The organism is Hymenobacter sp. UYCo722 (assembly GCF_040547115.1).
Classification (GTDB): Bacteria; Bacteroidota; Bacteroidia; order Cytophagales; family Hymenobacteraceae; genus Hymenobacter.
The window spans coordinates 238019-264440 of sequence record NZ_JBEPPC010000004.1 but is presented as its reverse complement, the minus strand read 5'-3'; the positions used below and the strand labels follow the sequence as shown (position 1 = coordinate 264440).

Here is a 26422-nt window from a genome sequence, read left to right as displayed (position 1 = left end):
AGCACGTCATGCTTATCTGGCGTCCGCTTGTCGAAGCATCTCTACTGCTTCGTCAGGGCTGTTCAACGGCGCGGTAGAGATGCTTCGACAAGCTCAGCATGACGTGCTGATTGTTTTTGTCGACTTCCTAAACATTTTCTTAGTTAAATGGCTGGCAGAAAGCTACTGCAGATAACGGCAGACAATATAATTTGGAATGAAGGAAGGGTGAAATCTCATAATATTCCAGTATGTTTAGGGGTTGAAGATTGTCTACTCCCTTCTTTTTTATGTTGTTGTGTTCTTTGCGGCGCGTGGCGCTGTTGACGGTGCTTGCTGCCTTGGGGCGTTTGCTACCCGCGCAGGCCCAGGGCGCAGCCAAATTCCCGGCTGCCCCCATCAAATTTGGGCAAATCGAGGCGCAGGACCTGACGGGCGCTCCCTTCGCAGCCGACAGTGCCGCCACGGCCGTAGTGCTGTGCGACTACGGCAGCGCGCGCCTGAAGGGCCAGGGAGCTGGCTTTCAGGTAGTGTTTGAGCGGGTTACGCGCATCAAAATTCTCTCGAAAGCAGGCTTTGAGCACGCCACCGTGGATATTCCGCTGCACCACTCCGGCAGCGCCTCGGAAAAAGTTATTAACCTGCGCGGCTTCACCTACAACCTGGTGAACGGCACGATGGAGAAAACCCGCCTCGAACCCACCGGCGTTTTCCTGGAAAAACGAACCCCCACCGAGGACGTGCAAAAATTTACCATGCCCAACGTACGCGTGGGCTCGGTCATCGAATTTGCCTACACTCAAACATCCGACTACCTCTACACCTTTCAGGGCTGGTATTTTCAGCGGAGCATTCCGGTGCGCTGGAGCGAGTATCGGGTGAGTATCCCCTCATTTTACCGGTACAAAATCATCTATCAGGGAGCCCAGCCGTTCGACGTGAACGTGGCGCATGTAGGAGCCGTGAGCCTGCTGGTCGACAATAAAATAGGGATTAGCAACGGGCTGGCCGCCGGGCAGGTAAATGGCAGCCTGACGGTGAACGCGCCCACTGAGGAGCACCAGTGGGTGCTGAAAAACCTGCCCGCCATCACCACCGAGCCCTACATGACCACGCCGGCGGACTACGCGGCCCGGCTCGATTTCGAGCTCACCGGCGAGCAGTGGCCCGACCGACCCTTCCACCCGCTCGTGGGCGACTGGCAGAAGGTAAACAACGACCTGCTGGCCGACGAAGACTTTGGCTTGCGCATCGAGCGGGCCGGTTTTCTGAAAGAGCAGATGCAGGCCCTGGCCGCCCGCTACCCCGATGTGCCCGCCCGCGCCGCGGCCGTGCGCGAGGCGGTGATGGGAGCCGTGCGCTACGATGGCACCAACCGCTACTTCGCCGAAGCCCCGCTGCGCAAGGCCTACGATGCCCACCACGGCACGGCTGCCGACGTGAACCTGCTGCTGCTTGCCGCCCTGCGCGATGCCGGCCTCACCGCGCACCCGCTGCTGCTCAGCACCCGCAACCACGGCGCGGTGAGCGAGCAGTTTCCGCTGCTCAGCTACTTCAACTACGTGGCGGCCGTGGTGGTGCAGCCCAACGGCCCCGACCTGCTGCTCGATGCCACCAACCCGCTGCTGCCCAGCGGCCTGCTGCCCGAACGCTGCCTCAACCGCCGGGGCTACGTGGTGGGGAACGCGCCCACGGCCGGCCGCTGGCTCGACCTCACCCCTACCCAGCGCTGTGTACGCTACCAGCAGGTAAGCATGGCCCTCGATGCCCAGGGTGGCCTCACGGGCAAGGTGCACGCCGAGCAGGGCGGCTATGCCGCCGCCGAGGAGCGCGCCCACCTGGGCGAGTTGGGCGAGAAAAAGTACCTGGCCGCCGTGGGCCAGCGCCACGAAACCTTCACCCTGGACAAGCCCACCCTGGCACATGCCGACGACGTAACCCGCCCCCTGGCCCTGGACTACGAATTTCGCCAGCCCGGCGCGGGCAATGTCGGCAACACTTTCTACCTGAGTCCGCTGCGCGAATTCGGTAGTACGCAGAACCCTTTCCGCCACGAAACCCGGGCTTTTGCTATTGACTTCGGCATGGCACAGGACGAAACCCTGGTGGTGAGCCTGGCCCTGCCCGTCGGTTACGAGCTGGCGGCCCTACCGGCACCCGCCAATTTGGAGCTGCCCGATGGCGGCGCACGGTTCGTGTGCAGCACAACAACGCCCGCCCCGGGCACGGTCGTGCTCACCAGCCACCTGAGCCTGTCCCGCGCCGTGTACCCGGCCGCGCAGTATGCCAGCCTGCGCGAGCTCTACCGCCGCCTGCTCGAAAAGCAAGGCGAGCAGCTGGTGGTGCAGAAAAAAGCCGGGAGCTAGCCGCCGGGGCCTTCGCCTTTTCACTTATTACGCGCTTCACTTTTCCTTTTATTCTACATGAAAAAACCCCTACCCCTCATCCTGGCCCTGGGAGCTGTGCTGCTGCCCACTACCGCCGTGCTCGCCCAGAGTGCCCCCCTGAAATTCGGGCAGGTCGACCCCAAGGACCTGACGGCCGCGCCCTTCGCGGGCGACAGCGCGGCGGCCGCCGTGGTGCTGTGCGACTACGGCACGACCCGATTTGAGTATGCCAACAACGATTTCAAGCTGGTATCGGAGCGCACCACGCGCATTAAAATCCTGAAAAAAGCGGGCTACGAGGCTGCCACCGTGAAGGTACCCCTCTACCACCAAGGCGAAAACACCGAGAAGGTTTCGTCCCTGCGCGGCCTCACGACCAACCTGGTAGATGGCAAAATGGTCAAAACCAAGCTCGAATTGGGAACCAGTGCGTTTACCGAAGAGCTAACGCCCCGCGTGCGGGTGCGCAAGTTCACGCTGCCCGACGTGCGCGAGGGCTCGGTCATCGAGTATTCGTACACCGTGACGTCGGACTTCTTCACCAACTTTCAGGACTGGACTTTTCAGAGCGAATACCCCGTGCGCTGGAGCGAGTTCCGGGCCAATATTCCGGAGTATTTCCGCTACAACAAGGTGCTGCAGGGCTACCACAGCCTGAACGTACAGACCGAGGATGAAAGCGCCGCGCAGTTTAATATCCACACGGCCGGTGGTTTTTCGGGCGGCGGCTTCAGCACGACCCGCGAGGCGGCTTCGACTGAAACAGTTACGGCCCGCCAGACCAATTCGCGCTGGGTGATGCAGAACGTGCCGGCTTTCCGCAACGAGCCGTTTATGACCACCTCGGCCGATTATGTTGACCGCATCAACTTCCAGCTGGCGGGGGTGCAGTTTCCCGGGCGGGCCTACCAGCCAGTGGCCGGCACCTGGTCTAAGGTAGAGATGGAGCTGCTCAACGACGACAACTTCGGCCTGCAACTCGACCGCGCCGGCTTTTTGAAAGACCAGCTGCAACCGCTGATTGCCCGCTACCCCGATGCCAGCGAGCGGGCCGCCGCCGTGCGCGCCCTGGTAATGAGCGCCGTGCGCTACGACGGCACCAACCGCTACTCGACCACCGCCTCGCTGCGCAAGGCCTACGACGCCCACCTTGGCACCGCCGCCGACGTGAACCTGCTGCTGATTGCGGCCCTGCGCGGGGCCAGCCTGCCGGCCCACCCGGTGTTGCTCAGCACCCGGGCCCACGGCCGCCTCAACCCCAGCATCCCGCTGCTCGACCGCTTCAACTACGTGGTGGCCCTCGTGCCGCTGGGGCCCGATAAAGACCTGCTGCTCGATGCCACCGACCCGCTGCTGCCTTGCGGGGTGCTGCCTGAGCGCTGCCTTAACCAGCAGGGCCGCCTGGTGATGCGCAGCGCGGCCGCCAGCCGCTGGGTCGACCTGGCGCCCGCGCAACGCTTCGTACACTACCAGCAGGTAAACCTGATGCTCGATGCGCAGGGTGGCCTCACGGGCAAGGTCCACGAAGAGCACGGCGGCTACGCCGGCGTGGATACCCGCCGCGAGCTGACCACTCTGGGCGAGAAAAAATACCTGGCCCAGCTGGTGGCCCCCCACAGCGGCTGGACAGTACCCAAGCTCACCGTGACGGGCCGCGAAGACGTGGCCAAGCCCCTGGGCCTCGACTACGAGTTTACGCAGCCGGCCGAGGGCCAGGCGGCCATCGGCACCTTTTACCTGAGTCCGTTGCGGGAATTTGGCACCGAGCAAAACCCCTTCCGGCACGACGACCGCCTGTTTCCGGTTGATTTTGCCGCCCCGCAGGACGAAACCACCATGGTAACGCTAACCCTGCCCGAGGGCTATGAACTGAGTGAAATGCCTAAGCCCGCCGTGGTCGACCTACCCGACGGCGGCGGCCGCTTCCTCTACAGTGTAGCCGCTGGCACGCCCGGCACCGTGCAGATAACCAGCCGCCTGAGCCTGCGCAAATCGGTATATGCGGCGGCCGAATACACCACTCTTCGCGAGTTCTACCGCCTGATGCTGGAAAAGCAGGGGGAGAAGCTGGTGATTAAAAAGAAGGCCTAACCTCGGGCTCATTCTACTTATGAAAGCGCTGCTGCCCATTCTGATTGCCCTGCCCCTGGGGGGAGCGCTGGCCGCCGCGCCCGCGCCGAAATACGCGGTGGCCGATATTCCGGCGGCCCTGCGCGAGGGAGCCCACGCCGTGATTCGCGCCGACGATGAAGTGGTGACTGTGAAGTCAGCTAGCCGGCTGGTACACACCGTACACCGCGTGATAACCGTGCTCGACAATGCCGGCGACGACCTGGGCCGCTTCGGCGTGAGCTACGACGCCCTGCGCACCCTGAGCTACCTGCGCGGCGCCGTGTACGATGCCAACGGCCGCCTGCTGCACCAGCTGCGGGCCGCCGAAATAAAGGACCAGGGCGTGGGCAACGACGGCGTGAACTTCATGACCGATGTGCGCGTGCGCTACGCCGACCTGCGTCAGCCCCAGGGCCCCTACACGGTGGAGTTCGACTACGAAATCGTGTCGGACAACGCCCTGTTCTACCCCGATTTTCAGCCCCAGCAAGACGAGGGTGTAGCCGTGCAGGCCGCCAGCCTGCGCGTGAGCACGCCCACCGCCCTGCCCCTGCGCTACCAGGAGCGGCAGCTGCCCGCCGGCGCGGCCGGAACGCATACCACCGCCGGCAGCCAAGATATATATGAGTGGCAACTGGCCAACCTGGCTGCCATTGACGACGAGGAAGCCGCCCCGCCCCTCACCGACCGCACCCCGGCCGTGGTGCTGGCCCCGGGCAGCTTCGAGGTGCAGGGCCACGCCGGCACCGCCGCCACCTGGCAGGGCCTGGGCCAGTGGACCTACGACCTGAATGCCGGCCGCGACCAGCTGCCGCCCGCCACCGTGGCCAAGGTGCAGGCCCTGGTGAAGGACCTGCCCGATGCCCGCGCCCGCGCCCGCTGCGTGTACGAGCTGCTGCAGGGCAGCACCCGCTACATTTCGGTGCAGCTGGGCCTGGGCGGCTGGCAAACGTTCCCGGCAAGCACCGTGGCCAGCAGCGGCTACGGCGACTGCAAAGCCCTGAGCAACTACACCCGCGCCCTGCTGGCCGCCGCCGGGGTGCCCGCCTACCAGGCCCTGGTGGGGGCCGGGCCCGATGAGGCTGACCTGCGCGCCGACTTCCCCAGCTCGCAGTTCAACCACGTAGTGCTGTGCGCCCCCCTGAGCACTACCGGCCGGCCCGATACGCTGTGGCTGGAGTGCACCAGCCAGACCGCGGCCTTCGGCTACATGGGCAGCTTCACGGGCAACCGCCACGCGCTGCTGCTCACCCCCGAGGGCGGCAAGCTGATTGCGACCCCGCGCTACGGCACGGCCGAAAACCGCCTCGTGCGCCGCCTCGACCTGTTTCTGGATGCTACCGGCGAGGCCACCGCCACCGCCCGCACCCTGCGCACCGGCCAGGAGCAGGACCTCTACGCCGCCCTGCTGCACGAGCTGGGCCCACCCGACCAGAAGAAATATATCGTTGACCATCTCAGGCTGCCCACCTTCACGCTCACCAAATTCAACCTGGCCGCCACGTCGGCCGGCCCGCTACCGGTCGTGGTCGAGAACCTGGCCCTCACGCTGCCCGGCTTCGCCCCGCCCAGCGGCAAGCGCGTGTTCATCAACCCTAACCTGCTGAGCCGCCTGCCGGCCCTGCCCGCCCAAGTGGGCGAGCGGCAGTCGGAGGTATGGCTGCCCCAGGCCAGCCTGCACGCCGATACCGTGCGCCTGCACTTGCCCGCTGGCTTTCATCCCGAAGCCCTGCCCGCCCCGGTGCAGCTCAGCACCGCCTACGGTACCTACGCCACCCAATATGCCACCCTGCCCGATGGCACCATTCAGTATATCCGCCGCCTGGAGCTGAAGCGCGCCCGGCTACCCAAAACTGCTTATCCCGGCTACCTCGACTTCCGCCGTAAAATCAACAGCGCCGATAAGGCCCAGGTGGTGTTGGTAAAAACGGAGAGCTGAAGTGCCGGCCGACGCGCAGCTACTTTCGCCCACCTTTTATTCGCTTTCCTTTCCTCAACCAATGCGTAAGGATTTTCTACTTAGCCTGACGCTGCTGGGCAGTGCCCTGGCCGCCACTGCCCAAACTACCCTGCCCCTGCCAACGGCCGTGGGCGTGCAACGGGTGCGCGTATCGGCCACCGAGATGAACCCCGAAATGGAAGCTGCCCGCACCGCCGACCAGCTCACTGGCCAACTCACGCTCAGTCCCGAGCAAACAACCCGCTTGCGAGCTGCCACCCTCGCGTGGTCGCAGGCGCGGCGCGCCCTGCTAGTCAAGCACAATGGCCTGCGCGACCACAGTACGCTGCAAGCGGAAAGCACCGCTATTGAGTCCCAGTACGAGGAGCAGCTCAAAGCCATTCTGACCCCGGCCCAGGAAGAGCGCCGTCAGCTGATTAACGCCCGTTTCCGAAAGATTCGGGAAGACGCTGACGCGCGTGAAAAAGCGGGCAATTAGCGTAGGAAAGAGCCCTATGCCTGCCTGTACATGGCTCCATCGATGTGGCCAGCAGCATATCCTACTCATGCGTATACTGGCGGGCATCGTAATCGGCGGCGTCGAAGCAGGCGTAGCGGGCCGTACGCTTGAGCTGGTAGCTAACACGCCCTGCGCCAGCGCTAATCCCCTACTCTAGAACAGGTTGAGGTCAATCGCGCAGGCGCAGGGCCTTGTTTTTACGCCAACAAAAAAGCGCCGCCCGGAAAGGCGACGCTTTTTTGTTGGCGTAAAAACAAGGCTGCCTGACATCCTTTTGTCAAAAGCGGGTGCCGGTTGCTATTCCTTGCTCAGTCGCTGGCTCAGGCTGATGGCAGTGCCCGCCGTGCTGGTCAGGCGCACGAGGTAGGTGCCGATGGCCAGGTCAGCCAGGTCCAGAGTACTGGTCAGGCCGCCGCTCAGGTCCAGCTGGCGTACCAGGCGGCCAGTGCCATCGAGCACCGAGACGCGGTAGGAGCCAGCGGGCAGGCGGGTCAGGTCGAGCGTGGTGCGGGCCGAGGCGGGGTTGGGGTACACCGCGAAGGCAGGTGCTGTGGGCGCGAAGGCCACGGTGCGCACCGGCGAGTAGCTAAATGTGCCATCGAGGTCCACCTGCTTCAGGCGGTAGTACACCAGGGTGGCCGTCTGGGCAGCTTCGCGGTCCAAATAGCTGTAGCTGCGGGCGGCGGTACTGGTACCGGCCGCCGCCACGTCGCCCAGGCGCTGGAACGTAGTGCCGTTGGCCGAACGCTCCACTTCAAAGTGGGCGCTGTTTTTCTCCGAGGCCGTGCTCCAGCTCAGGCGGGCGGCCTGGCCTTGGGCCTCGGCCGTGAAGGCGGTAAGCTCGACCGGCAGGGGCTGAGCCCCGATGGTGAACGTGACGGGCAGGGTCGTCACGCCGCCGCGCAGGTCGGTGGTGGTTATGTTCAGGGTGTAGGTGCCGGCTTTGAGCTTGGTGCGGTCAATCACCGTAATCTGGCCCGTGGCGGGGTTGAAGGTCAGCCCCAGCAACGTCAGCGAGGTGATGGCCGGCACCGTGGTGCTGCTGAATACACCCGTGGTCGTGGTCGTTTGCACGCCATTGTTCACGGGGCCGGTGGCTGGCTGGCCGGCATTGGCCCCGGTGAGCTGGTAAATTAGGCCCGAGCCATTGTAGAGTGCCCCGTTGGGGTCAATCACGAAGGCAATCACATCGCCGTTGTTATAAGCGTTGGTCCCGCCTTTCAGGGGCGTATTGGCATACACGGCCGCGTTGTCGGCCCCTACCGGAATCAGGTAGCGGGCGATGTTCGACACCAGCCCGCCATTGTCGAGGGCCTGGTAGGTGAACACCGCGTTGCCCACAAAGCCGCTGTTGGGCAGAAACGCCAGCTGCCCGGCCTGGGTGGTGGTGAGCGTCTGGCCCACCGTCACGGGCGAGCCGCTCAGCGAGAGTACGCCCTGGCTGGCCAGCGGCAGGCTCAGGATGATGAAGGGCGTGGCCGCGTTGAGCGTAGCCAAGCCCTGGGGCTGGGCCTGCAGCGGCGAGAGGGCCAGCGGCACCAGCGCCGAGTTGCCCTCGGGCGAAGTCAGGTTATTCACCACGTTGAAGGCAATCGGGGGCGGGCTGATGATGGTCGTGGTTTGCGAGCCCGTAACCGTGGCCGTGCCGGCTGGGCCGGTGGCGGCCAGGCTGCTGCTCACCGCGAACGACGAACCCACCGCGCCAGGGGCCACGAAGGTCACCGTGCTGCTCACCGAGTTGGCCGCCCCGGCCACCAGCGTGGTCGGAATAGGCAGGGTGATGGTGGTAGGCCCGGGGCCGCCGATAACGATGGGCAGTCCCCCGTTGAGCGAGTAAGCCGTGACGCCGGCCGGCAGCGTGAGGGTTTGCGACACGCCAGTGGCAGTGCTGGGGCCGTTGTTAGTGGCCGCCAGCAGGTAGCTCACTATCGTGCCGGCCGGGGCCGTGGCCGGGCCGGTGACTACCACGGCCAGCATGGCGCTGGGCGTGATGGCCACCGAGGCCACCTGTACGTTGTTAGCCGGGGCCGAGTCGAGCTCGTTGGCCGTAATGCTGGCCGTGGCCACCAGCGGACCCTTGCCCGGCACACTGCTAATTACCACGGAGTAGGAAGTGGTAGCCGTCAGGCTGAGTACCGCCGGGAAGGTGAGCAGGCCGCTGGTATTGTCGTAGTTGGGCGAGAGCGTGCCGCCCGTCACCACGCTGCCGCCGGGGCCGCCGCTTACTGTCACGGTGCCGCCGCTGCTGGTGAGGCCGGCCGGCAGCTGCAGGTATTGCAACACGCCGGTGGCCCCGGTGCCGGGGTTCGAAGTCACGGTCAGGGTCAGCGACTGGCCGGCGGTGAGCGTGGTGGCTGAGGCCATGACAGTCGTCGACACGTCGTTGGAGCCCGTTGCTGGGGCCAGAATGGGCTGGGCCAGGGCAATGTTGTTGCTCTGGTCGGTGTCGAGGATGCCGCCCACCACCACGCGGGCCGTGGCAACCAGCTGGCCAATGTAGCCGGTAGGCAGCACGAAGCCGATGGTAGCCGAAATGCCCGAGCCGCCGGGCGTCAGGTTGGTCTGGGTCGAGAAGGTGACGAGGCCCGGCGTGCCGGAGGCGGGGTTCGAGTCGTAGGTGGCCGAGCTGCCGTCGGGGAAGTTGTAGGTGGCCACTAGGCCACTCACGCTGCTGGGCAGCTGCCCGTTGAGGCGCACCACGTCGGGGCCCGTGCCGGTGATGGGCAAGCTGACGGGCAGGTTCACGGTGGTGCTGGCGCTGGGCGCGATGCTGGGGCCGTTGTTCACGGTGCTCACCCCGAACAATACCGGGTTGCCGCCGCTGGCGTTGGTCGTGAGGAAGCCCGTCGAGCTGATGGTCACCTGCACATCGGCCACCGGCTGCAGCGGGGCCGCCACGCTGGCCGAGTTGTTGGCCAAGTTATTATCGGGCGAAGAGCTTTGCACGGCAGCGGTGTTGGTGAGCACCGTGTTGCCGTTGGCCGGGGCCAGGTAGGTGATGGTATTGCTCACGGCGCTGCCTACGGCCAGTACGGGCAGGGCGGCGGCCGGGAACGTCACGATGCCGGTGAGGGCGTTGTAGGTGGCGGCCGTGGGGCCACTGCCGTAGGTGGCCACGGTGCCGCTCACGCTGGTGGGCAGCGCCCCATTGAGGCGCACCGCCGAGGGGCCGGTCAGGCCCAGCCCGGCCAGGATACTCACCGTCTGGCGCACGGCCTGGGCGTCGGCCGGGCCGTTATTGGTCGTCGTCAGGGTATAGGTGAGCGGCTCGCTGGCCGCCACCGTGGTGGGCCCGGTGAGGGCTACCGACAGGTCGGCCACGCCGGGGTTCACCGTCACCTCAGCCGAGGCTACGTTGTCGCCCAGCACGGGGTCGGGGGTGGTGGTGGCCACCGTGGCCGTGGCCGGAAACACGCCGGCCGTGGTGGCTACGTAGCCCAGGGTGTAGGTATTGGCTGTGCCGCCAGTGCTGCCCGAGGGCTGGGTGGCCACGGCCGGTAGCGTAAAGAGGCCGCTGGTAGTGCTGTAAGTGGCGGTGTTGGTTCCGCTGGTGTAGGTGGCCGTGGTAGCCGTGCTGGCGCTGAGCGTGTAGCCGGCCAGCGTAGGCGCGTTGGCTCCGCTGGTGGGCAGGCCCGGCGGCAGCAGCACGGTGGTTTGAATGCCGGCCGCCGCGTTAGGGCCGTAGTTGCCCTGCTCCACGGTCAGGCTCACGGCCCCGTTCAGGGCCACGGTCGAGGACGAGGGCGAGATGGTGACGTACACATTGGCCGGCGGGCCCGAGCCGGCCGTAGCCGTGGTGGTGGCGGTCGAGGTGTTGTTGGGGCTGGCTCCGTCGGCCGGGCTGGTGGCCACGGTGCCGGTCACGCCAAAGCTGGCGCTGGCCGGGGCCGTGAAACTCACGGTGTTGGTCAGGCGCTGGCCGGGGGCCAGGGCCGCCAGGGCCGGGTAGGTCACGGTGAAGCCCAGGCCCGTGCTGCCCGTAATCACGCCGCCGCCGGTCACGTACACGTTCGAGGCCCCCACCGGGATGCTCACCGTTTGCACCACCTGGGGCGCGGGCGAGGGGAAGGCGGGGTTCACGGGGTTGGTGGTCGTCACGTTGTAGCTCACCTGCGCGCCCTGCACGGCGGTGGCCGGGCCGGCTACGGTCGTCGCCACGTCATATAGTAAATTGGTGGCGTTCACGGCCGTGGCCGTGTTGTTGCCCAGCAGGCCGCCCTCGTTGGTGGTGGTGAGGATGGTAGCCGTGGCCGCCAGCGCGCCGGTCACCGGCTGCGGGTAGCTTACCACCGAGCTGAACGAAGCGCCCGAAGCCAGGCTGTTGGCCGGTAGCCCCGTGTAGCCCACGTAGCTGATGATGCCCGTGGTGGGGTCGTAGGTGCCGCCGTTGGTAGCCGTCACGCCCGTGAGGCCGGGTGGCAGCTGCACCTGGGCCGTCACGCCATCGGCCTGCACCGGCCCGGTAATGCTCTGGTTGCCAAACTGCACCGTGAAGGTGCCCGTGGCCCCGGCACTCACGCCGCCCGTTACGCCCGTTATAGTAGCAAATACGTCGGCCGTGATGATGATGGGCGCGTTGGGGCTGAACTCGGACGTGCCGTAGTTGCTGGCTCCCACCAACGTGGCCGTGGCCGTGAGCAGGCCCGTCGAGGCGGCCCCGTTGTTAGGGGGGGTGTTGTTGGGCACCGTGATGGTGCCCACGAAGTTGCCGTTGGCATCAGCCGTGAGGCTGCCCACGTAGGTGCGGCCCTCGCCGTGGGCCACGCGGCGGCCATCGCCGGCCAGCACCTGGCCGGCATTGTTGGCGGGCACGTTATCGGCGGCATAAAAGTCGACTACTGCCCCGGCAAAGGCCGTTTGGCCAGGGGCCGAGCCAACGTAGCCGCCCACGCTCACGGTGGTGCTGGCCAGCGTGGCCACCCGGGCGTAGGTGATGATGGGGTAATTGATGCCCGCGTTGCCGTAGGCGGTATTCACCGAGGCGGGCCCGTTGTTGGGCGTCACGCCGTCGCCGTTGCCGTAGTCGCGCGCCGCGATGGGATTGGGCGAGCCCACGTAGTAGTTGGCCTGTGGAATCAGGTCGATGCCCAGGTTCGAGCCGGTGGGCGAGTTGAAGGGCGTGCCGTTGAAGTAAATCGAGTTGCGGGTGATGATGACGCCGCGCTGCCCGTAGCCCACCACCACGCCCGAGGCCTGCGACTGGTTGATGACGTTGTAGGCAATCGAGTCGTTGTTGCTGCCCGTGCGGGCACCGTTGCGCTGCAGGTACAGAATGGCCGAGCCTTCGAGCTGCGAGCGGGCAATGGTGAGGCCGCCGTTGCCGTTGTCGTAAAAGGTATTGTAGGTGATGGCGTTGTTGCCGGCAAACGAGCCAATGTCAAACTGCACGCCGTCAGAGTTGGCCGAGCGGATAAGGTTGGCCCGGATGCGCAGCGGCCCGGTGGCGTTGGCCGCGCCATTGTCGCCGGCCGTAATGTTGTCGCCGCCGGCCACGCGGTAGCCATTCTGCACAAACTCGTTGCTGGTCACGTTCACCACGCCGCTGCCGGTGCTGCCGTTGTAAATCAGGCCCGAAGAGTTGGCGTAGGCAATACTGTTGTTGCGCACCAGCCCGCGGCTCACGCCCGTAATCTGCAGGTTGTACTGGCCCGTCGTGTTGGCTTGCAGCACGCTGGGGTCCACAATCGTCAGCGCCGAGGTGCCCAGCATGCACTTTTCCACCAGGAAGTCGAGCGCGCCGGCCAGGGCCACGGTGCCGTTGCCGGCCGTGCCGGCCCCGTGCAGAGCCAGGCCGCGCACCACCGTGTTACCGGCCGTCGAGCGCAGCACATTGGCCAGGGTGTTTTGGCCGAAGATTTCCACCTCGGGCCGGTCAATCAGCGGCAGCGGGCGCGGCGTTTGGGTGCCAGCCGTGGCTCCCACCGTGCCGCCCGTGCCCACCTGCCCGGGATTCGAGTTGTCAATATTGGTCGTTTGCGTAGTTGCATCGAGGGTCGTGGCCGCGTCGGTGATGGTTGGCAGCGGGCTCAGCACCTGCAGGCGAGCCCACAGGTTGGGTCCACTGCCGCCATTCAGGCCGCTGGCCACGGCGGGCGTGCGCTGCAGGCCGGCCGGGGCCGCGCCACCGGCCACGCCGTTCGGAATCATGAAAATACTGGTTTCCTGGCCGGCCGCCTGGCCCAGTTGGGCCAGGCTGGCATTGCCCAGGGCGTTGCTGTTCAGCAAAAACTGGCGCACCGACCCTTGGCCGCTGTCGTTGGTGTTCGTCACCACGTCGTAGCTGAAGCCGAAATCGACGCCGCTCACCGCCCCGGCCGTGGCCGTGAAGGGGGCCACACTCTGCGCGTTCAGCGCACTCAGCGCCTGCCCACCCGTCGAGGCCGGGCCCACCGTAAACGGCTGCGTTACGAAGGTGCTGTAGGCCGCACCATTTTGCACGTTGGCCAGCACCGTAATGCCGTTGATGACCACGTTCACCGTCTGGGCGTTGCCATACCCGCGGTTGGCCGCCGCAAAGCGCACCTGATAAGTACCCAGCGGCAGCGTAAACGACTGGCTGACCGTACCCGTGCCAGCCGGGCTGCTCTGAACAAACGCCGCCTGCGCGCCGCTGCCGGTATTGGGAGGAGTAAAAGCGCTGTTGTTAGCCTGAATGCCCGAGTACGGCGAAAATACCCAGGGCTGCGTGCCGCTCACGGGCACGTTGTATTGATAGCTACCGGAGGCAGTACCGAGCACCGGGTCCTCGAAGCTGGGGTTGCCGATGGGGTTAGTGCCTAGCGGCGTGCCACTCTGCAGCACCTGCACGTTGTCGACGAACAGGCTGGCATCGCCGCCATTGGTCACGCCCCGGAAGCTGAGCGCAATGTTGTTGGCGGCCGTGCTGCCCGTCACCACCAAGCTGCCGGTGTTGGCAGTGCCATCGGTCAGGGCCGGGTTTTCGCCGCCTACGCGCTGGGCGTCGGCTACTCCGGCATTAGTGCGGAAGGTTTGTACCGGCAGCAGGCCCGCCGTCGAGGCCACTGCGGGCCGGGCCGAAGTCAGGGCCGAGTTCACCACGCGCACCGTGTAGGCCGTGCCGCTGCTCAGGCCGCCGATGCTGTAGTTGCCCGTGGCATCGGTGGTAGTGGCCGTGAGGAACGTGCCGCCGGCATCATACAGCTCGACCCGCACGCCCGGCCGTCCAATGGCCCCCGAGGCAAACCCCGAAGCCGAGGCCGCAGTGTTGGCCGTAGCGTAGGTCCGGCCAGCGCCGCCGCCGTAGTTCACATCCTCAAACACGGTGCCCGTCACCGTTTGGCCCCATCCGCTCAGGGCCGTCAACAACAACACCAAGGTTGCCCAAAAAGTGGAAACTTGTTTCATCTGCAGAACTTTTTAAAGAATTTTTACCAGCAAAGGTAGCGCCCTTCAAAACCTACATCTATATCATAATATATTATTTATATTTTAATTATTTCGGCACACCGCCAGTTTTAGCCGTTGAACCCACTTGAACGGCAGTTTTATATTCAGTGAGCCACCCCCAGGTTTGATTAAATCATCGTTTATGTCAATTTAAAATTAATCAGCTCGGTACCTCCCCCCTGCCTGAGCTTACCGCGGGTTCGACCACAACCCCGAAATAGCTGGTGAGCAGCAGGCAGGAAGTGGCACTAAACACGTCCGGCTAGTAGCAGGCAGCCACCAAAATCCTTCCCTAAAACTTCACCCGCAGCTGCGCTTTCACTTCGCTGCGCAGCGCGCCCTGAATGGATTCGAGCCCCGAGCCGACCAAGTCCTGGTGGCGGTAGCGGGTTTCGGCGTAGCGCAGCCAAAGCGTGATGCTGCGGTTGAGGCGGATTTCGGCAATGCCGTACACGCGGGTTCCCTGCCCATAAAGGGCCGGCACCGATACGGCCAGCAGCACGTCCTGCTCATACACGTACTGGCGGGTGTCGTAGTCGTCGGCGTCGAAGATGGCGTAGCGAGCCGTGAGCTTGAGCGAGCGGTTGAGCTGGTAGCCCACATCCTGGGCCAGGGCGAAACCGCTGCGCCAGGCCAGGCCGGTATCGTCGCGCAGGCGCAGGGCCTGCAGGCGGGTGCGCAGCTCCAGCTGGGGGCTGGGGGCCGTGTTGTAGTACACCAGAATGCTCTGGCGCAGCTGCTCGCCCGGTAGCGGCAGGGCCCGGAAAGGGTTGAGGGCGGTAAGCTCGGCCGTGCTCAGGTCGCGGGGCTTGAGGCGCTGGCGCAGCTGCACGTAGAGCAAGCTGGTTTTGGTGGGCGAGTAAGCGATGCGCAGCAGAGCGTCGTGGCCATCGGTGGGGGCGCTGGCCCGGTAGCGCAGCCACGGAAAACGAAACTGGTCGTAGTAGGCCGAGATTTCCCACTTCGCCACGGGCCGTACTTTCAGGCCGATGTACACGCCGGTTTCGTTGATGTTGCGGGTGTTTTCGCTGAAGGCGTTGCCGTAGAGTGTGTGAAAGGTGGGGTCGTAATGCCGCACCAGCAGGGCCGCGTCTACGCTGCTGCCCAGGCTGGCCAGCAGGCCGTTCACGGTGCCCAGGCCGCCGCCGGTGCTGCGGGCGGTTTCGCCAAACAGCAGGAAGTTGCGGTACACGTAGCTGTAGTTCAGGCTCAGGGCCAGGTTTTGTTTGCCGCTGAACTCGAAGCGGTTGTAGGGCTCGGGGCGCTTGAGCACGGCCGTGCCGTAGTGCGTGAATACCCCCGTGGCCCCGATGGCCAGGTTGCCGTCGCGGCTGGTGTAGGTGGCGTTGCCGCCGCCCACGGTTTCGGCCAGCCGGTGGCGGTTGGCCAGTTCCGAAGCCGTGCGGTGGAAGCCGGTGTAGAGCAGCCCCGACGTAAACTCATTAAACTGCGCCAGCGAATCGAGGCGCTGCTGCAGGTTGGCATCCACATTCTTGTGCGACACGAAGCCCGTGGCCTGCACCGTGGGTGCCACCTGGTACGTGGCCGCGCCGCCCCGAAAAAACGAGTTTTCGAGCAGCGACGAGTACGCCCGCACGCCCACCGACGAGCGCCGCAGGGTGGTTATCGTTTCGGCCCCCTTGCCCACGCCCAGCCCCGACGACAGCAGCAGCCCCTGCCCAAATTGCAGCTGGTAGTCGCCCAGCGCCAGCGCCTTCAGCCGGCCGCGCTCCTGCACCAGCAGGTGCGCCGACACGTAGTCGGCCCCAAACTGCCCGTTCTGCGGGTTCCAGATGAGCTGCTCGCCGGCATCCTTTTCCAGCGAAAAGCCCAGGCTAAAATCCTTGGTGTGGCTCACCCGGTAGCGAATCAGCAGCTTATCGGCCGAGCCCAGATAGCGCGTGGTGGGCTGGCCCTGGTAGATGGTGGGCGGCGAGTAACCCTGCCGCTGCTGCAGCACCCGCTCGTAGCGCAGGTACAGGGCGTTGTTGTCTTCGCGGGCAATGCGCTGCCACAAGCTGCCCCGGCTGGCGTTGGCATTGCTGCTCAGCACGCCCACGAAGGGCAGGATGCGCGTAATCGTGCGCAGGTCGTAGCCCTCAATGCTTTGCAGCTCATACACGCTCAGCAGGTCGCCGTTGGCTTCGCGGTGGTTGAGCAGCGTGGTTATCTGGTTCTCGTTCAGCAGCAGCAGCGCGCGCAGTTCCTCGCGGGTAGCGGTATTGAGGTTGATGGGCGTCTGGTAGTACTGGAGCAGCGTTTCGTAGAGGTCCTCGTACGGCACTTCGTCCGACTGAATCTCGGCAAACAGCTCCTGCGTGAGGCGGTCCAAATCGGGTGCGCGCCGCACGTAATCCTGGCCGTTTGCGGTATGAATTAAAAATTGAGAATTAAAAATTAAAAACAGAATGGCCAGTGTAGCACGAAAACGGCTGGAGTCGCGCAACAGCGTCCCCAATAGCAGGCATGCTCGCCGGCAGCTTACAAGTAAAGGCGGGGGCATTTCCATCGAAAATTTTTAATTTTTAATTCTTAATTTTTAATCAAGAATTACTTCCCCCACGCCTTGCTCACGCTCAGGTGCTGGCTGAAACCCAGCGCCTGCTGAAAAGCCGCCGCGTAGTCAATCTGGAACGCGCCGGCCTGCACGCCAATACCCGCGCTGGCCTGCTCCGTGAGCGAGGCCAGCCCCAGCCGCGCGGCCAGCACCGGCACCGGCCGGTACTCCAGCCCCACCTTGAAATTGGCGTCGCGCTCCACGTCCTTCTCGGCTTCTACCAGCAGCAGTACCTGCGCGCCCGGCCGGTAGGCCAGCCCCGCCTTGAGGACGGTGGGCACCCGCTCGTCCTGGTAGCTGGCCAGCTTGGTCTGGCTGATGTTGTAGAGCGCCACCCCGAAGCTGAGCCGGCGCGGCAGCACTTCAATCTGCCCGCCCAGGGTGCCCAGCGCCACGCGCCGGCTGCCCAGGCCCTCAATGCTCACCTGCAGTACATCAACCCGCCCGCCCAGGCTGATTTGCCCAAACCGGTAGCCGTAGCCCACGCCCACCCGCGTCTCGTTGTACAGCTGGCCGCCGAAGCGCTGCGCTTCCAGGCCCACCACGCCGTGCCGCGCCCACGGGCGCGGGGCCGGCGCATCGGAACCACCTTCCGCGCCGGGCATCGTGGCGGCCGGGCCCGTGGCGGCGGCGGGCGGCCGGCCCAGCGGCAGCGCCAAATTGAGGGCAGCTACGTTTAGGGCAGTGCTGAAATAGCGGTTTTCGCCGTAGAAGCCCACAGTGGGGCGTTGCACCTCGCCCAACCCGGCCACGTTGTTGCCCATGCTCCACACATCGCCGCCAAGGGCGACCGAGGCATTGCCCAGCGCGGCGGCCCGCGCCCCGCGCACGCCCGGCCCGTTGCCCTGGGCCCACGCCGAACCAGCCGGCCGCAATACCGCCAAGCTCAAAACAACGCCCAGCATAGAAATATACCGAGGTAAACAGTGTTCCATAGCGGTAAGGTAGCACGGTGGCGACGATTGCCGGAAACCCGGCCGAAATTTATTTCTCCGCTCGGCGGTTAGTCCCTGCTGTCCTCGTTGCAAATGGGCCAGTCTGCCGAATTTTGCGGCTCCCATCACCTGTTTTCCTGCGCTTCCCTGCATGCCCCGTCCCTTTTCTGCCCCCATTCGCCGCGAAACCCTGGCCTACCAGAACCACTCGCTGCACTACACCCTGGTGTTTCGCTCGCGGCGCACCCTCGGCTTCGCCGTGCGGCCCGATGGCAGCGTGCACATCAGCGCCCCGGCTGGCACCACGCCCGAATGGGTGGCCCAGCAGGTGCTCAAAAAAGCCGACTGGATTCTCAAGCACCAGCAGGCTTTCGCCAGTCGCCCGGCCCCCGCGCCCACCCGGCACTTCGACGTCGGCAGCACGCACTACTACCAGGGCCAGCCCTACCGCCTGCGCTTCGCCGAAGCGGCCCGCCCGGCCGTGACGCTGGCTGAGGATGAATTAGTCATTTCTGCTCCTCATTCCCTGAGCGCAGCCCAGACCGAAGCCCTGCTCCACGCCTGGCACGCCCGCCAGGCCGGGCCACTGTTTGCCGCTTCGCTGGCCCGGGTCTGGCCCCGCTTCGCCGAATTTAACCTGACTCGCCCCACGCTGTCCGTTCGCCAGATGCGCACCCGCTGGGGCAGCTGCACGCCGCGCTCGGCCCGCATCCGGCTCTCGCCCGAGCTCGTGCGCGCCCGCCCCGAGTGCCTCGACTACGTGCTGCTGCACGAGTGCTGCCACCTGCTGGTGGGCGACCACTCCCCGGCGTTCTACGACCTGCAAACCCGCCTGCTGCCCGACTGGCAACGTTGGAGGCAGGAGCTGAACGCGCTGCCGAAGTAGCGCCCGCTACTGAACTTTACATTTTTCCTGCTCCATGCTCTCCCGGCTGTTTCGCGCTCTTTTCCTGGGCTTCGTCTGGTTCTACCAGCGCTTCATTTCGCCGCTCACCGCGCCGAGTTGCCGCTATGTGCCCACCTGCTCGGTATATGCGGCGCAGGCCATTGGCAAGTACGGGCCGTGGCGTGGCGGCCGGCTGGCATTGCGGCGCATTGCCAGCTGCCATCCCTGGGGCGGCCACGGCTACGACCCCGTACCTTAAAAGGCGGCATTACGTATAGGCAGGCTCACTTCCAGCTTTACATTGATGCGCGTTCTTCTCCTGCTGCCGGCCGCCGTGGCTCTGTTGTTCACCACCGCCTGCTCGCAGGCGCAATCTGATATTCCCGCCGATAAGAATGCTGCTGGCCAGTCGGCACCCGACCTGCCCAAGGGCGGCGACCGCCGCAAGGACAAAAACGCCGCCGCTGCAATAGCCGGCCTCCGCTCGGTAGGCTCCCTCAAGGGCGTAGTGCCCGAGAGCTCCGGCCTTGCCGCGGCCCCCGAAGCTGGAAAATACTTCAGCTTCGGCGACGATGGCAACTCCCCCACCCTCTACGAAATAGATGCCACGGGCAAGCTGGTGCGCACCATCGAAGTACCCGCTACCAATACCGACTGGGAAAGCCTGAGCCAGGATGGGCGCGGCACCTACTACATCGGCGACTGCGGCAACAACGAGAACCAGCGCCGCGACCTCAAAATCTACACGTTTCGGCCCGATTCGCCCAAGACAGTGGGCACCATTGTCTTCACCTACCCCGACCAGTCCGAATTTCCGCCCAAGAAAAAGCAGCGCAACTTCGATGTCGAAGCCAGCCTCTGGCACGATGGCCAGGTGTGGCTTTTCACGAAAGACCGCGCCCAGGACCGCGCCAGCAAAGTATACACCGTGCCCGAGCAGCCCGGCACCTACACCGCTAAGCTAGTGACCACCCTCGCCATTCCCGGCCAGGTAACCGATGCCGCCCTGCGCGCCGACGGCCAGCGCCTCGTGCTGCTGGGTCGCGGCGAGCTGTTCATCCTCGACGGCAACACCTGGGCCGACATCCTGAAGGCCACGCCCCGCGTGATTTCACTTCAGGGAGCCGGCCAGACCGAAGGAGTCGTGTTCAAAGACAACGGTACGCTGCTCATCAGCACCGAAAAAGGCGACCTCTACGAGTACACCCTGCCGGAGTAGCGGCGAGCGTGGTCTCAGCCCTCCAGCCAGCGCCGAAACTCGGGCGTTTGGGCGGCGCTGGTCGTGAGGGTTGTGGCTGGCCGGGTGCGCAGCTGCACTGCCAGGCGGTTGTTGAAATAGGGCTCCATTCTCTCCACAAAGGCGATATTCACCAGCTCCGAGCGGTTGAGGCGGCCGAAGCGGCGCGGGTCGAGCTGGCGCTCCAGCTCCGCGAGGCTGCCCGTGAGCGGGTAGCGCGTGCCGGCCGAATCCACGGCAAACGTGATGCCTTCATCGGCCTGCACGTAGGCAATATCCTCCACCAGCAGCAGGAAAAGGCCCGTGCGCATCCGCACCGAAAACCGCTGTTTGTACTGCGGCTGGCCGTGCTGGCGCAAGGCTTCGCTCAGCTGCCGCAGCACCTGCGGGCTCAGCGAGGCTTCAGCCGCCCCCGGTTCCGGCGCGGCGGGCATGGCCGGGCGGAAGCTGCCTTGCAGCAGCTGGTACTTATCAAGCGCCTCCCGAAACTGCTCGTACTCGAAGGGCTTGAGCAGATAGGCAATGCCATTGCCTCGAAACGCGGACAGCAAAAACTGGTCGTAAGCCGTGGTGAAAATCACCGGACACGTCACCCGAAACTGCTCGTAGAGGGCAAATACGTTGCCATCGAGCAACTCAATATCGGAAAAAATAAGGTCGGGCATGGGATGGGTTTGCAGCCAGACCAGCGCTTTTTCGATGCTGCGCACCACCGGCGGCGCGGGCTCGCCCAGCCCGGCCCGCTCCAGAAACTGCACCGTTTGGCGGGCTGCCTGCATCTCGTCTTCCAGAATCAGGATATTCATACAGCAGCGGCCAGGGGTTGTAGCACGGCCGGCCGGGCCTGGGCCAGCAGGGGCACCGCCACGGCAAACGTAGCGGGCGTATTAGTCACCACAATTTCCTGCTGCGTGAGCAGGCGGTACCGCTCCCGCAAATTGGCCAGCCCGGTGCCCAGCGAGTCGATGGCCGTGCGCTTGGGCCGGCGCGGGTGCGCTACGGTCAGGCTCGTGGCCGTGGCCCGGATGGTGATGAGCAGCGGCGCATCCTCGTCGCCGGCATTGTGCTTGATGGCGTTTTCGACCAGCAGCTGCACCGTGCCCGGCACCACCAGCAGGCGAGTCGCATCTACGTAATCGGGGAGTTCGGTGCGGAAATCGTAGGCCGTGCCGAAGCGGTGGCGCAGCAGGTACACGAACTCGTCCACGAAGCGCAGCTCGTCGGCCAGCGGCACAAAGTCGTCGTCCTTGTGCCGAATCAGGAACCGGTAGAGGTTGGCAAAGCGGCCCAGGTACTCGTTGGCCTCGGCGGGGTCCTGCTGAATGAGGCCGCGCAGCACATTCAGGTTGTTGAACAGGAAATGCGGGTCAATTTGAGCCTTGAGATTGCGCAGCTCACTCTCGGTCTGGGCCTTCTGGGTTTGTAGCAGGCTGCGCTGCACGTCGGCGTAGCGCTTGCCGGCCAGCAGAATGCCCATCATGCCGTAGCTCTGGGTATGCTGCATCACCGCATACAAAATGCGCAGCGCGCTCCAATGCAGGGGTTGGCCCGTCCGAAACAGCAGCTCGTAGCCCGCCCAGTAAAAATGCGCGTCAATCAGCACGAATACCACCAGCCCCGCCAGCACAACCAGCGGGTTGCGCCGCGTGAGTGCCAGCGGCAGAAACCCAAACACCAGCAGGTACACCGCCGCCGAATCGAGCACCACGGTGTAGCCAATGCCCGCCAGCGCCCGCCCCAGGGCATATTGCTGGCTGTAGCTGAAGAAAATAATGGGCGCCGCCAGCAGCCAGTACACCAGCACCAGCAGCATATCGGAGCGGCCGGGCCGTTGCAGCTGCAGTTCCATGGGGCGAAGCACGACTAAAATGTCAATCAAAAGTAAGTGGAATGTCCTGCTGGGCGCAGTTGAGGCACCGCTACCGCAGCAGTAATCCTGCTGGTTAAATTGCATTGCGCGGTAAAAATGCTTCGCTGCGCTCTGCATGACGTTCTTTTCCTCACAGTATGTTTACTCCTTGTCCGTTTTCACGCGGCCCCGCTCCTCCTCAATGCCTGTGGCGCGCTTGCGGGCGGCTTTCATCTGCGCGTTGCCCAGCCGGTAGCTGAAGCTGGCCCGCAGCTGCCGGCTCTCGCCGTAGCTCAGGAAACGCACATCCAAGTCCTGGTAGCGCACCGTGCCACGCTGCTTGGCCGAGAACAGCGCATCGTTCAGCGACAGCCGGAATGTGGCCCGCTCATTCAGCAGCGTCTTCTGCAAGCCCAGGTTCAGCGCTCCAAACCCCTGGAAATTTATCAGCCCATTCACGCCCGCCGTCTGGTAGTACCCCGATACCTCGAAGGTAAAACCGTGCGGCAGCTTGGTATTCGACTGCGCGTAGAACGTGGCCGCCGTGCGCCCGTTGCGGTAGGTGCTGCCCAGGTACTGGCTCAGGTATTGGTTGTGAAACACGTTTACGCCGGCGTAGCCCGTCATGCGCTTGCCCAGGTTCAGCGGTACGTTCACCGTGGCACTGTAGCGCTCCAAGTGGTCGAGGTTGGCGGTGGTCGAATACACGGCGCTGTCCTCGGTAGCCGTCACTAAGCTAATGGCGTCCTGCGTGCGGCTGTAGCCCAACATGAGAAATGGCTGTTTCTGGTACGTCAGCGCCAACTTATAGTCGTTGGTGAACTGCGGCTTTAGAAACGGGTTGCCGCGCTGCGAGGTGTATGGGTCGAGGTACACGATGCTGGGGTTCAAATCCTGGTAGCTCGGCCGGTCGATGCGGCGGCTGTAGGCCAAGTTCAGCCCCACGGCCTTGTACACCACGCGGTCCAGGCTCAGGCTCGGAAATAGCTGGCCGTAGCTGCGCGCCACCGTGCGCCCATCGGCCCGCGATACGGCCGCCGTGTTCGTCCACTCGCCGCGCAGCCCGCCCTGCCAGTCCACGCCCGCCACTTTTCCCTCCGCCTGCAGGTAGCCCGCCCGAATGCTTTCCGTGTAGCGGAAGTCGTCGTTCCGCGCTACCGCCCCGCCGCTCAGCGCCACCACGCTGCCAATTGTGGCCTGGCTGGCCTTCGCCCCCATCGCCACTTTCAGCCCCGCCCGCACCGGCCGGCGGTAGTCCACCTTGCCCGAGCGCAGGCTGATGTCCGTGAGCTGGTCGTTCTGCAGCTGCTCAGTGCGGCGCAGGCTGCCGGCCGCCACCTCATTCACCAGCCGCCCGTAGCTGTCCGACTGGTAGCGCGAGTAGTCCACATCGGCCGTCAGTTCCTGCCCCAGTGTATCCAGCAGCGCCTTGTAGTTGATGTTGGCCGCGTAGGAGTCGGTGAGCCGGCGCGCGTTGTTGGTGGTTTGCACGCTGGTACCGCTGCTGGCTTCGGTCTGGTTCTGGCCATCCACGCTCGTGCGGTTCGTGTAGCCGTTCAGGAGCAGGCCCACGGTTTGCCGGCGGGGCAGGCTGTAATCAGCTCCCACGCGGAAGGTTTGCACGTTAGCGATGCGCGGCTGGTAGCTACTTTGGCGGTAGCTGCCCGCTGCTTCAGCACCTTGGCGCTCCGTGGTCAGCTGGTCGTAGGTTTTGCGCAGCGTGTACCCATAATTGCCAAACAGGTTGAGTCCTTTGGTGCGATGCGTCAAATCGAGCGTGCCGCTACCCTTGCCAAACCGCCCGTAGCCCCCCCGCCAACGTTAGGGTACCATTAGTGCCCAGGTCCGCGTTTTTGCTCAGAATAATATTGATTATCCCCGCGTTGCCCGCCGCGTCGTGGCTGGCATCGGGCTGGGTCAGCACTTCAATCCGTTCAATGTTACTGCTCGGGAAATCCTTCAGCACACTCACCACGTCGGTGTATTGCGTAGTGCGCCCATCAATCTGAATGAGAACCCCCTCGCGGCCCGCCAGGCTAATGCGGTTGCTCATCACCATCAGTCCCGGCACTTTCTGCAGCGCTTCCAGGGCCGTGGCGCCTGCCGTGAGGCTGCTGGCTACGTTCACCACCATCTTGCCAGCCTGCATTTCCAGCAGCGGCTTGCGGCCCACTACCTGCACCTCGCCCAGGTTCTGCGCGGTGGCTGGCAGCCGCAGGTCGGGCACCCGTCCGCTCTCAGTGCCAACCATAAAGGTGGCACTCCTTCCCTTCCGAAATCCCACGGCCGTCGCCAGCACCTGGTACTGCCCCACCCGCTTCGCATGAAGCAGGTACGCCCCTTGCTCGTCCGCCCGCCCGGCATCTACCGCGGCCGAATCACCGGCCGCTACCAACACCACCGTCGCAAACGGCACTGCTCCCTGCTTGGCGTCCAGCACGCGGCCCGCCACTGGTATTTGCTGGCCAAAGCCACGCCCCAGCGCCAGTAGTAAAATCAGGAAAGTAAAACAGGTTTTCATCGCGTAGGGGTTTTGGTTAAAAGACTCCCAAAACACGCCTTATCGCTCCTCCAAAGCATCTCCTATCTTCCCAACCAACCGAAAACTCCCGCGAAATCAGGTAAACCAGCCACGAACGTCGCTCTGCCTCGGGTTAGGTGTCTACGCCAACAGGCTCCCCTCTCCATTGGAGCGAGGCCCGCCCCGCAGGGGTCTTGTGAGGCGGACCCACCAGCACAAAAAAAGGGACGCCCCTCACGGAGCGTCCCTTTCAAATAAGCAGCTTGCGCTACGAATTAAGCACCAGCTTCATCAGCCTTCGCTTCTTCGCGGCTCTCGCCATCCTTCACGGTTTCCGTAGCGGTGTCAGCCGGAGCCGACTGCTCAACCACGGCGGCCGGAGCAACCGCCTCGCCGGTTACTTCGGTAGCCGAGGTAGCAGCGTCGTCGCCAGCAGCTTTCTTACCACCACGGCTGCGCGAACGACGAGTCGTAGCAGTAGCCTTTTCAGCGGCAGCCGTTTTGGCGTCCATCAGGGTTTCGTTGAAGTCCACCAGCTCGATGATGCACATCTCCGCATTGTCACCCAGACGGGTATCGCTCAGCTTCAGAATGCGGGTGTAGCCACCGGGACGGTTAGCAATTTTGCCCGAGATGTTGCCAAACAGCTCCTTAATCGACTCCTTGTCCTGCAGCGCGGCGAACACCATGCGGCGCGAGTGCGTCGTATCGTCTTTCGACTTGGTCAGCAGGGGCTCGATGTACTTACGCAAGGCTTTCGCCTTGGCTACCGTCGTGGTAACGCGCTTGTACAGGATGAGCGAAGACGACATGTTCGACAACATGGCGTGGCGGTGGGCGGTAGTACGGCCCAGGTGATTGATTTTTCTTCCGTGTCGCATTGGACGTTTGAAAAAGTGTGTGCTTGCGGGCGGCGACCACGGCGGGCCATTGAGGCCTCATTAGAACCGCTGCCCCTTGGGCACACTGGTGAAATAGTAAATTGAATAAAAAAAGATGTGCTAACCCGCTGGACAAGTCCAACCAATCAGCACATCCGGTAACCTAATACTAGTCTTCCTCCAGGCGATACTTGCCCAGGTCCATCCCAAACTCCAAACCACGCTCTTCAACGAGGTTCTCCAGCTCGGTCAGGCTCTTCTTACCAAAGTTGCGGAACTTCATCATGTCGGCGATTTCGAGCTGCACCAGCTCGCCCATCGTCTTGATGTCGGCAGCCTTGAGGCAGTTCTTAGCGCGTACGCTGAGCTCCATGTCCTCCAGAGGAGTCTTGAGCATCTTGCGCATCTGCATAGTTTCCTCATCAATCGGCTCGTCTTCGGTCACGCGAGGACCTTCTAGGGTCATCGTGTTATCCGAGAACAGCATGAAGTGCTGAATGAGAATGTTGGCCGCACCTTTCAGTGCCTCCTCCGGGTGAATCGAACCGTCGGTCTGAATCTCGATAACGAGCTTCTCGTAGTCCGTCTTCTGCTCCACGCGGGTGTTCTCGATGCTATACTTCACGTTCTTGATAGGCGTGTAGATAGCATCGATGGCAATCTGACCGAAAACCTGGTCAGCCGGCTTGTTCTCGTCGGCGGGCACGTAGCCACGGCCCCGAGCAATCGTCAACTCAAACTCCAGCTCGGTGCTAGGGTCCAGGTGAGCAATCACGTGGTCGGGGTTCAGTACTTCGAAGCCGCTGGCGAACTTGGCAATGTCAGCACCCGAAAAGGTATCCTGGCCTTTCACGCGCACCGTAATTTTATCCGAGATGGCATCGCTCGTCTTCTTGAAACGAACCATCTTCAGGTTCAGGATGATTTCGGACATGTCCTCAATCACCCCTTCGATGGTCGAAAACTCGTGCAGCACGCTGCTGGTGCGTACCGACGTGATGGCGAAACCCTCCAGCGACGACAACAGAATGCGACGCAGCGCATTGCCGATGGTGACGCCGTAGCCCTTCTCGAGCGGCTTAAATTCAAACGTCCCGGTGAAGTCGTCGGATTTCTCCATCACCACTTTCTCCGGCATCTGAAAAGCTAAGATTGACATATGTTGGGCGTAAAAGATTTGAAAAAAATTGGTGAAGTATAAGCACAAGAGCG

General features: G+C 64.0%; 16 protein-coding genes. 7 read left to right on the top strand and 9 right to left on the bottom strand.

The genetic code is table 11. From position 1 onward, the window contains the following. Positions 1-269: 269 nt before the first annotated feature. From ABIB44_RS12795 to ABIB44_RS12780, 4 genes are all read left to right on the top strand, one after another. Positions 270-2345, top strand: coding sequence for a DUF3858 domain-containing protein (locus ABIB44_RS12795; RefSeq protein WP_354585029.1), 2076 nt, complete (start codon positions 270-272; stop codon positions 2343-2345). Positions 2346-2402: 57 nt separating this feature from the next. Beyond that, positions 2403-4457: a DUF3858 domain-containing protein gene (locus ABIB44_RS12790; RefSeq protein WP_354585028.1), complete on the top strand. Its 2055-nt coding sequence runs from the start codon at positions 2403-2405 to the stop codon at positions 4455-4457. Positions 4458-4476: 19 nt separating this feature from the next. Next, the gene (locus ABIB44_RS12785; protein WP_354585027.1) at positions 4477-6417 is read left to right on the top strand and encodes a DUF3857 domain-containing protein; all 1941 of its coding nucleotides are present in this window, start codon (positions 4477-4479) and stop codon (positions 6415-6417) included. Between the two features lie 61 nt (positions 6418-6478). Beyond that, the gene (locus tag ABIB44_RS12780) at positions 6479-6916 is read left to right on the top strand and encodes a hypothetical protein (protein WP_354585026.1); all 438 of its coding nucleotides are present in this window, start codon (positions 6479-6481) and stop codon (positions 6914-6916) included. 318 nt (positions 6917-7234) lie between these two features. Here the strand turns inward: ABIB44_RS12780 and ABIB44_RS12775 are convergent, their stop codons facing one another. The 3 genes from ABIB44_RS12775 to ABIB44_RS12765 form a co-directional block, all read right to left on the bottom strand. After that, positions 7235-14302 carry a T9SS type A sorting domain-containing protein gene (locus tag ABIB44_RS12775; RefSeq protein ID WP_354585025.1) on the bottom strand — a complete coding sequence of 2356 codons (7068 nt, stop codon included), beginning with the start codon at positions 14300-14302 and terminating at the stop codon, positions 7235-7237. Positions 14303-14636: 334 nt separating this feature from the next. Beyond that, positions 14637-16694: a ComEA family DNA-binding protein gene (locus tag ABIB44_RS12770; RefSeq protein WP_354585024.1), complete on the bottom strand. Its 2058-nt coding sequence runs from the start codon at positions 16692-16694 to the stop codon at positions 14637-14639. Between the two features lie 200 nt (positions 16695-16894). Further along, entirely contained in the window at positions 16895-17806 is a 912-nt protein-coding gene (locus tag ABIB44_RS12765; RefSeq protein WP_354585023.1) for a PorV/PorQ family protein, read from the bottom strand. Positions 17807-17987: 181 nt separating this feature from the next. On the opposite strand from ABIB44_RS12765, the gene ABIB44_RS12760 reads away from it, so the two are divergent. From ABIB44_RS12760 to ABIB44_RS12750, 3 genes are read left to right on the top strand one after another with little or no spacing between them, the layout of a single operon-like run. Next, positions 17988-18722, top strand: coding sequence for a M48 family metallopeptidase (locus ABIB44_RS12760; protein ID WP_354585022.1), 735 nt, complete (start codon positions 17988-17990; stop codon positions 18720-18722). Between the two features lie 34 nt (positions 18723-18756). Then, entirely contained in the window at positions 18757-18981 is a 225-nt protein-coding gene (gene yidD, locus ABIB44_RS12755; protein ID WP_354585021.1) for a membrane protein insertion efficiency factor YidD, read from the top strand. A gap of 45 nt (positions 18982-19026) precedes the next feature. Then, the gene (locus tag ABIB44_RS12750) at positions 19027-19941 is read left to right on the top strand and encodes a hypothetical protein (RefSeq protein ID WP_354585020.1); all 915 of its coding nucleotides are present in this window, start codon (positions 19027-19029) and stop codon (positions 19939-19941) included. Between the two features lie 14 nt (positions 19942-19955). Here the strand turns inward: ABIB44_RS12750 and ABIB44_RS12745 are convergent, their stop codons facing one another. The 6 genes from ABIB44_RS12745 to ABIB44_RS12720 form a co-directional block, all read right to left on the bottom strand. Further along, complete coding sequence (locus ABIB44_RS12745) at positions 19956-20765, bottom strand: LytR/AlgR family response regulator transcription factor (protein ID WP_354585019.1); 810 nt, start codon at positions 20763-20765, stop codon at positions 19956-19958. Further along, entirely contained in the window at positions 20762-21808 is a 1047-nt protein-coding gene (locus ABIB44_RS12740; protein WP_354585018.1) for a sensor histidine kinase, read from the bottom strand. The genes ABIB44_RS12745 and ABIB44_RS12740 overlap by 4 nt, the downstream gene beginning before the upstream one ends. Positions 21809-21970: 162 nt before the next feature. Then, complete coding sequence (locus ABIB44_RS12735) at positions 21971-23578, bottom strand: outer membrane beta-barrel family protein (RefSeq protein ID WP_354585017.1); 1608 nt, start codon at positions 23576-23578, stop codon at positions 21971-21973. Positions 23579-23591: 13 nt separating this feature from the next. After that, positions 23592-24329 (bottom strand): carboxypeptidase-like regulatory domain-containing protein, encoded by a 738-nt coding sequence (locus ABIB44_RS12730; RefSeq protein ID WP_354585016.1) that lies wholly within the window; start codon positions 24327-24329, stop codon positions 23592-23594. 275 nt (positions 24330-24604) lie between these two features. Next, positions 24605-25210 carry a 50S ribosomal protein L17 gene (gene rplQ / locus ABIB44_RS12725; protein ID WP_354585015.1) on the bottom strand — a complete coding sequence of 202 codons (606 nt, stop codon included), beginning with the start codon at positions 25208-25210 and terminating at the stop codon, positions 24605-24607. A gap of 169 nt (positions 25211-25379) precedes the next feature. Beyond that, positions 25380-26369, bottom strand: coding sequence for a DNA-directed RNA polymerase subunit alpha (locus ABIB44_RS12720; protein ID WP_354585014.1), 990 nt, complete (start codon positions 26367-26369; stop codon positions 25380-25382). Positions 26370-26422: the final 53 nt, after the last annotated feature.

Coding starts and splice junctions, on each gene's coding strand:
- ABIB44_RS12795 (WP_354585029.1), top strand. CDS start 270: ATGTTGTTGTGTTCTTTGCGGCGCGTGGCGCTGTTGACGGTGCTTGCT.
- ABIB44_RS12790 (WP_354585028.1), top strand. CDS start 2,403: ATGAAAAAACCCCTACCCCTCATCCTGGCCCTGGGAGCTGTGCTGCTG.
- ABIB44_RS12785 (WP_354585027.1), top strand. CDS start 4,477: ATGAAAGCGCTGCTGCCCATTCTGATTGCCCTGCCCCTGGGGGGAGCG.
- ABIB44_RS12780 (WP_354585026.1), top strand. CDS start 6,479: ATGCGTAAGGATTTTCTACTTAGCCTGACGCTGCTGGGCAGTGCCCTG.
- ABIB44_RS12775 (WP_354585025.1), bottom strand. CDS start 14,302: ATGAAACAAGTTTCCACTTTTTGGGCAACCTTGGTGTTGTTGTTGACG.
- ABIB44_RS12765 (WP_354585023.1), bottom strand. CDS start 17,806: ATGCTGGGCGTTGTTTTGAGCTTGGCGGTATTGCGGCCGGCTGGTTCG.
- ABIB44_RS12760 (WP_354585022.1), top strand. CDS start 17,988: ATGCCCCGTCCCTTTTCTGCCCCCATTCGCCGCGAAACCCTGGCCTAC.
- yidD (WP_354585021.1), top strand. CDS start 18,757: ATGCTCTCCCGGCTGTTTCGCGCTCTTTTCCTGGGCTTCGTCTGGTTC.
- ABIB44_RS12750 (WP_354585020.1), top strand. CDS start 19,027: ATGCGCGTTCTTCTCCTGCTGCCGGCCGCCGTGGCTCTGTTGTTCACC.
- ABIB44_RS12745 (WP_354585019.1), bottom strand. CDS start 20,765: ATGAATATCCTGATTCTGGAAGACGAGATGCAGGCAGCCCGCCAAACG.
- ABIB44_RS12740 (WP_354585018.1), bottom strand. CDS start 21,808: ATGGAACTGCAGCTGCAACGGCCCGGCCGCTCCGATATGCTGCTGGTG.
- ABIB44_RS12730 (WP_354585016.1), bottom strand. CDS start 24,329: ATGAAAACCTGTTTTACTTTCCTGATTTTACTACTGGCGCTGGGGCGT.
- rplQ (WP_354585015.1), bottom strand. CDS start 25,210: ATGCGACACGGAAGAAAAATCAATCACCTGGGCCGTACTACCGCCCAC.
- ABIB44_RS12720 (WP_354585014.1), bottom strand. CDS start 26,369: ATGTCAATCTTAGCTTTTCAGATGCCGGAGAAAGTGGTGATGGAGAAA.